Raw genomic sequence first — 7,324 nt, 5'->3', positions numbered from 1 at the left:
GTGCGTGCGCGGTGTTCTGGGCCGGGGTGCCCCGGGAGACGGTGGCGACCGGGGGGCGTGGCAGCGGTTCGGGGCGGCTCAGGGGCTGGGAGGCGAGCGACTCCCCTCGCGGGCCGCCGCGAAGGTCCGCGCTCTCCACACCCTCTGCGGTGAAGGCCACGTACCGGATGCCGGCGTCGTCGTGCAGTGCCAGTTCGACCGGGGATCCGAGCGCGGTGGCGATGGCGGCGGCACGGACCTTGGCGGCCTCCTGCCCCGCGGCGCCGTCCTGCGGCCCGAGTGCCAGCCACAGCTGCGGCAGCGGGCGCTCACCGCCCTGCTGACCGTCGGGCTGCTGCGCCAGATACGCGGTGATCTCCTGAATCAGTGAAGGCTCCTCGGCGGCCTGCTCGGGCAGGTCCCAGACGCCGTCATCAGGGTCGCTGGGCAGGATGCCGTGGCCCCGCAGATCCGTATCGGAGACCCTGAGCAGCGCTGTGCCGGTGACGTAGCGGACTTTCCCGTCGGGGCCGGTGACGGTGGTCACCGTGTCGACCTCGACCTCGTACGTGAGCAGGCCGCTCGTCGCTGTGGACAGCCCCGGCGTGCCGAGCTTCGTCCAGCGGCGTTCACCCGCGGAGACGCCGCCGCCCTGGCCCTGGGGCACCGTCTGGTACTGGAAGGGCGTGGTGGAGGCCCCCAGGGTGTTCCTTCCGCTGCTGTCGGCGGTGTGGTTCACGCCGAGGGAGAAGCCGTAGACACGCGAGACGGAGGAGGCCGCGCTGAGGCCGGAACCGGTCTGCCGTACCCGGTCGATGGTGACACCGCGGCTGTTGCCGATGATCCTCGGCCGCAGCAGTCGCGTGGTCATCCGCACCGGAGTCCCGCCGTCGGCGCGGGGTGCGGAACCGCCGAGTCCCGCAGCCTGCCGCAGCGAGTCGACGGTGATCGCGCCGCCGTGCAGCAGCTCCGTCAGCCGTACGGCCGCCGCCTCGTCGCTCGCGCCGCTGGTGAGAGTGCCGCCGGCCGCGAGCCCGGGGGCCACCGTGTGGACCGCCCGCAGCAACTCGCGGTGATGGGTGACCCCGTAGACGGACTCCGTCCCCGTGGGCCGCAGCGGCACCGCGTTCAGCAGCCCGATCTCGGTCCTCGGGTCCACCTCCCACATACCCACGGGCAGACGGCCGCCCGGAGCGGCCGCGTCGTCCGGGACCAGGGGGTTCTCGTCCATGGCGAAGCGGACGGTGACAGCGGCGTTCACATCGTCGATGGAGCGCGATCGTCCGTCGGTCTCCACCGACGCCGTGAAGGTCCACGCCAGCCGGAACTCCGCTCCCCCGTCCGTGCGCATCCAGAGGCGGTCCTCGGCTGTGCTCGTGGTGGTGACCGAGTCGGTGCGGGTGGTGGCGTGCGTGGCTGCCGGGGCGAGACCCAGTTTGTGCTTGCTGTTCCCGACGGTTTTGACGGAGAGGCCCGCGGACAGGGTGGATGCCCACTTGGTGGTCCGGCTCCGCGTCTCGGTGATGTTGTCGGGCGCGTGCTGGGTGAAGTTCTCCAATCCGGCGCCCGCCCCGGCGGTACGCCCTCTCACCCGCAGGAGCTGTTCCCCGTCCCAGCCCGAGCGGGCCGCGAGGTGCACCGTGACGTCCTTCGTCCCCAGGCTGGTCGGGTACGGGAACGTGAAGGTGAGCGGCTGGTCATTGCCACGGCCGGTGAGTGCTGCCATGGCGGCGGGGGAGGTGAAGTCCGCGAGCCGCTGGCGCAGTCCGGGCACGTAGTGCGGGCCGCCCGGAGTGAGGGAGCCCGGCGCCTGGGTCTCCACCAGCTCGGTCAGCCGACGCTGGTACAGATCGCGCTCGATCCGGGGCACGGGGTTCGGCTCCCCGGCGGCGGGAGCCTCTCCGGCGGCGGGAGCACCTTCTGCGGGCGCACCTTCCGCGGGGGCTGGTGCCGGTGCGGCTGCGGGAGCCGGCAGCGGGCCGCTGAGCGGCGTGACGTCCAGTACGACCGCCAGGCCGAGAGTTCCCCCCTGCACGAACCGGTACGGCAGCCGGACGTCCTGGGGCCTCGGGTCCACGCGCGGCTCGTCCAGGCCCAGTAGGTCGATCAGCCGGCCCTGATCGCGCCGCAACTGCTCCGGTGTGGCCAGGAACTGCATTCCGCCCTCGATGGTGACCGTCCGAGGACCGGTGACATCCGCGGTGCGGGCCACCGGGCCACCACGCGTGCCGCGGCGCACCGTCACTTCGTAGGTGATGTCGGCACTGATGCGGAAGTGACGGCCGCTTTCGGAAGGCACTCGCGTCACCGTCGTGGACACGGCGGCCGTCACCGCCCGGGTGCCGCCCCTGCCGTATACCGCTTTGGCGCCCCCACTGCCGGACACTGTCTTGGCACTGGTCTGCCCGCCGGCCGCGGGCGGCGCGGGCTTCAGCTGGAAGCCGCCGCTCCCTTCCAGGGAGGAGGTACGGGCGGTCTGCCGGGAGGCGTTGTCGACGAGTCCGAGGTCGATCTCGCCGTACTGGGTGACCTCGCCGAGGCTGCGGGGATTGGACAGTCGGGCGCGGATCTCGACGATGAGGTCGGTGCCGAAGAGGGCGCCGGGCACGAAGAGGTCGTCGATGACGTACACGCCCTTGACCATCTGATGGGCGCGGGCGGACAGGGCTGCGGGGGTGAGCTGGGCGTGCAGGGCTTCTCCCAGCGATATCCCCTCGGACGCGAGGTTGTCGCCCGTCGGTGTGTGCCGCGCCGTCGTGGAGGCGTTCAGGGCCCACCCGGCCAGGGACCTGGCGCCTTCCACGGCCCAGGACCACAGGGTGGAGTAAGAGCCGGTGGTGACGGTGTGCGTCGGCAGCAGCGGACCGACCGGCAGCAGGGGGGTGACGGGGAAACCGCCCGGCATACGATCGCCCGCCGGACGGTCCGGTCGTCCGGACGACGACGATCCGGTCGAAGGCGATCCGGACGGCGCCAGGGCCGGCGGCGGCTCCTGAAGCAGGTCGCTCACGAGCGTGTGCAGCTCCTTGCTGCCGCGCAGGATGTCGACCAGGGAGCCGTTGGGCAGCAGACTGCCCGGGTCCCGTGTCTCTTCCCGGTCCTGTTCCCGGGGCTCCTCCTGCTCCCGCCTCTCCTCCTCCGGCCGTATCTCGGACTGCCCCGGTGTCCGCTCCCGCTCCGGTCCCCGGTCCTGGGCCTCCACTTGGTCCTGGGCCTGCACTTGGTCCTGTCCCTGGTCCTGGCCCTGGGCCTGACCCGGGGGCTGGGTGACGGCCGGCAGGGTCCGACTCGCGGGCAGGGCGACGTCCAGGTACGCCCTGGTATCGGCCCCGGCGCCGGGTTCCGTGTCGGCGGGCGCGAAGACCTCGGAGTCGTAGGTGTACAGCGACTCCCCTTTTGCCCGGATGTCCAGGCTGAGCACGGCCGGTATGCGGAAGACCTCGGCGGCCTGGTTGCTCGTCGCGATCTGCTGCGAATAGGCGAGCCCGGCACCGACGGTCAGGACATCGGCGTTCTGCTTCGTTCCCTTGAGCTCGCCACTGGCCGCGCCCTGTACGGGGTTCGCGGCGGAGCCGCCGAGTTCGGCGTTGCCTCCGAGCCACATGGAGACAGTCCGCGCCGTCTGGCTGGTTCCCGGTACGGACAGGCCGCTGATGTTCGGGTTGATGACACCGGTGATCGTCCGCCGGTGGCTGACGTCGCGGCTCGGTCCGCCGCCGGAGACCGCGGCGGGGCTCAGGCCCAGATGCAGCGCCACCCGGTCGTTGCCGCCGCCGATGACCGGCTTGTTGAAGTGGATGACGTAACCGCCGTCGATCATCTCGTCCACTCCGGCCTGGAGGCTGATCGGCGAGGTCAGCAGTGTCAGCTTCCGCAGGTTCTCCAGGCGTGCCTTGCTCAGGCGCTCGTCCCTGAAGGCCTCCGGCCTGCCTGCTTCGGGCAGATAGCCGTTCTCCTGAAGCCAGTTGCGGGCGCTCTGCAGGAGCGCGCGTACTCCCGCACCGTCAAGGGCCAGGGGAGTCGCGGTCAGTCCGAGAGACGTCAGGGCCGCCACCTCGGCGGGCGGCCTCGGCGCGCTGTCGGGGACGGTGCCGTTGACCGTGTCCGGGTGCAGGGTACGTATCCACACATCGGTGGTGAGGACGGATACGGTCGCGGGCGCCGCGGCCTCCGCGGTTGACGTGTCCGGCCGGACGCTCCCGTCCGCGGAGATGAAGGTCACCCGGTACGTCACCTGCGCAGGGGTCAGCACGTGCCCGCGGTTCGCCCGCAGGTTGTGCAGGGTGTTGTGGGTGGAGCCGGCGCCGAAGCCACGGTCCTTCTGCCAGCTGCCGCCGCCCTTGAGCGCGGTGCCGAGGCCGACCTGGAAGTCCCACAGCAGAGAATTGGAAGCGGGGGCCGACCAGTTCGGATTCACCCCGATCGACACCTCGCCGCCCAGGGTGAGTGAAGACTTGGAAAGCGAGTCCACCTTGATCACTCGGTCGAGGGAGCGCTCGAAGTTGAACCGGTTGTCGACCTCGATGTCGCGCAGGCCGCCCCCCTGGCGTGGGGACACCTCCGCGACGATCCGGAACATCCCGAGCGCCCGGCCGTCCTTGTCCAGCAGGATCGGTGAGAGCGTGCCCGCGGCGTCGCCGGCGTCCTGACCGGGCCGCGGAAACTGCAGAGGGAGGGCCCCGAGCTGGTGCTGGGCGCCGAAGAACCGCTCCACGGCGGCCAGGGATTCGGGCGAGAGCCGGCCGAGCTCAGTGCCGTACCGCTGCCTGACGTGCCGCAGCAGACTGCCCGGATCGACCATCGAGTCCATCGCCCACAGGGGCAGCTTGTCCAGGTGCTCGCGGAATGCCTGAGGGTCGTCCGAGAAGAAGGACGCGGGGCCCTCGCCGCCGTCGGGCACGGGCTGGACGAGATGCGCGGGAAACCAGGCGGTGACGATGTGGTGCGCTGAATTCTGCTCACCGCCGAGGGGGCCCCGCTCATTGGTGCTCTCCGGGTTCTGATCCCCCTGCGTGTCGGTGCTGGGGCCCGTACCTGTGCTCGCGCCTGTGTCGGTGCTGGGGCCTACGCCCGCGCCTGTGTCGGTGCTGGGGCCCGGCACTGTGACGATGAAGTCCGTGTCGCCGCGACTGAGCGTCCGCAAAGGGATGGCGTCGTTGCCCTCGACCAGGTTTTCTGCCTGGTCTGCCTGGTCTGCCTGGTCTGCCTGATCGTCCGTGCCCTCGAACGCGGCGGACATGAGGTCTTCGGCTCCGCTCACGGTCGGCACCGCCGGGATGCTGACGTCCCATGAGGCCTTGTAGTCGTACGGGGTCGCCGGTTCGCTGCTGCGCAGCAGACTGGTCGAGACGACGGACTGGGTGACCGTGGTGGACAGGGTGTTCCGGCCCAGCGTCACGGTGGGGACTGCGGAAACGGGGAGGCTGATGACCCGGTTCCAGGATCCGGGCAGCTTCGGCACGGTGGAGCCGTTCTGCCCCGCGGGGAAGGCGCCCGTCCAGGAGGGCAGCGAGAGTGTGCGCACGGAGGTCGTGCCGCCCTGGGAATTGGTGTCGTAACCGGCGGAGCGGCGGTCCTCGTTGTTGCGCGGGGGGACCCGCCTCGCCTGCCCGTACATGAGGGAGGGGGCCGGGTCGGACAGCAGCAGCCGGACGACGACGGTGTGGGTGGCGCCGCTGTAGGCCAGGTGGACCCGATGTCCGTCAGGGCTCAGCAGCATGACCCGGTTGTCGTGGAGGGTCTGGGCGCTCAGCAGGGTGGCCAGTTGTCCGTCGACCTCGGCCCGGTCCTCATCCGTCACTGCCAGGGTATTCAGGACCTGATCGTGCAGGGCGCTGACGGTCTCGGGGTCAAGCGGCGAGAACTGCACTCCTCCCGGCACCCCGCCACGGTCGGTCCCGAGATTTCGCACCGCCGCCGAGAGGGGGGCCCGAGCCGCAACCGGGGCGTGTTCATCGCCTTCGGTTTCACCGCCTTCGGTGTCTCCACCGTCTGTTTCGTCGCCTGTGTCGGCGGAGAACCAGCTTTCCGTGTCGCTGTCGTCGTCGGAGGTGTCCTGGTGGACCACCTCCGTTTCTGCGGCCTGCGGTACGGGAAGGGCGGTGTCCGGAGCTCTGCTGGTGTCCCAGTCCACGGATTCCGGGTCGGCTGCGAGCTTCCCTTCGGTCCGTGTCTCCTCGTAGGCGGACGTGGTCGTGACGGGGGTGGCCGGAGGGCCGGGGTTCCCCTCTGTGGTGGGGGAGTCGGTCTGCCGGGCCGCCTCGTTGTCGTTCCGGTTCGCCGGGGCGGTGTCCCCGCCCGGGACGGTGCCGCTCTCCGTGGCGACGCCGGCCGGCCGGACCGGTGCGCTCGTGTCGGCGCCGGTGCCGGAGGGGGATGCGGGGGGTGCCTGACCACCCTGCGCCTTGTCCCGGGAGGCGGTCGAGGAGGGGGACGTGGCCGAGGAGGGGGACGCGGCCGAGCTGCCCGAGGCACCCGAACTGTTCGCGGTGTTCGCGGTGTTCGGCGGCGTGGTTGAGGAGGAGCCGCCGGACGCACCCTGAGCGGCCCCGGTGGCCCCTGCGGCGGGCGCGGAGGTGGTGGTGATCGGCGTCGGGGCTCCCTGGCCGTCGCCCGTACCGGTGCCTGGCTCTCCGTCCGCTTCGGCGAAGAACTCGTCCAGGGCGAGGTTGGGCATGTCGTCGGTGAGGCTCGGCCGTTCACTGCTCGCGGTGCTGCCGAGATCCGGCGGGTTCATGCCGAGGGAGTCGCGCAGCCCGAGCCCGAGCTTTTCGCCGCCGGTCTCCAGCAGGTTGCTCAGGCGGCCCTCGACGATGCCGGAGCCGAAGGTGAGCCCGGAGGTCGTGAAGGTGTGCTCCTCCGAGAAGAGGAGGTTGTACGTGCCTTCCGAGACCGCCGCGTGGGCGCCGTCGAACAGGCCCCTGGCGACCCCGTCCCGCATCGACTCGAGGATGCTCTTGCCCAGCGCGTCCGCGGTGCCCCGCGTCAGGACCTCGGTCACCCGGTCGTCGAGCCGGTCGGCGATGGGCTTGAGGGCCTCGCCCAGAGCGTCGGGCAGTTCCTTCCGGCCGGTCGCCATGAGCAGGGTCGACGCCCACTGCCGGCCCGCGTCGCGGGCCTCCGAGCCGCCGAAGCGCCGCTCGAAGGCGTCCCCCACGTCCTTGATGAAGTTGCGTGCCGACTTCTCCGGGTTCGGTCCGGCCGTGCCCGGCAGATGCTTCCTGAAGATGTCGGTCATGTCCTGGCCGAAGGACTGCGGCGGGGGAGGGAGGGGCTTTCCGGCGTCCGGTCTGGAGGCGCCACCGGGCGGTGTCTTCGCGGGCGGGACCGCGGGCGGGACCGCGGG

General features: G+C 71.4%; 1 pseudogene. It reads right to left on the bottom strand.

From position 1 onward, the window contains the following. Positions 1–7,216, bottom strand: a pseudogene (locus GUY61_RS31535) (hypothetical protein); the annotation flags it as partial. Positions 7,217–7,324: the final 108 nt, after the last annotated feature.

Source organism: Streptomyces sp. GC420 (genome assembly GCF_009916105.1).
Taxonomy (GTDB): domain Bacteria; phylum Actinomycetota; class Actinomycetes; order Streptomycetales; family Streptomycetaceae; genus Streptomyces.
The sequence above is the reverse complement of the archived record's forward strand: the minus strand, read 5'-3'. Positions and strand labels throughout refer to the sequence as shown.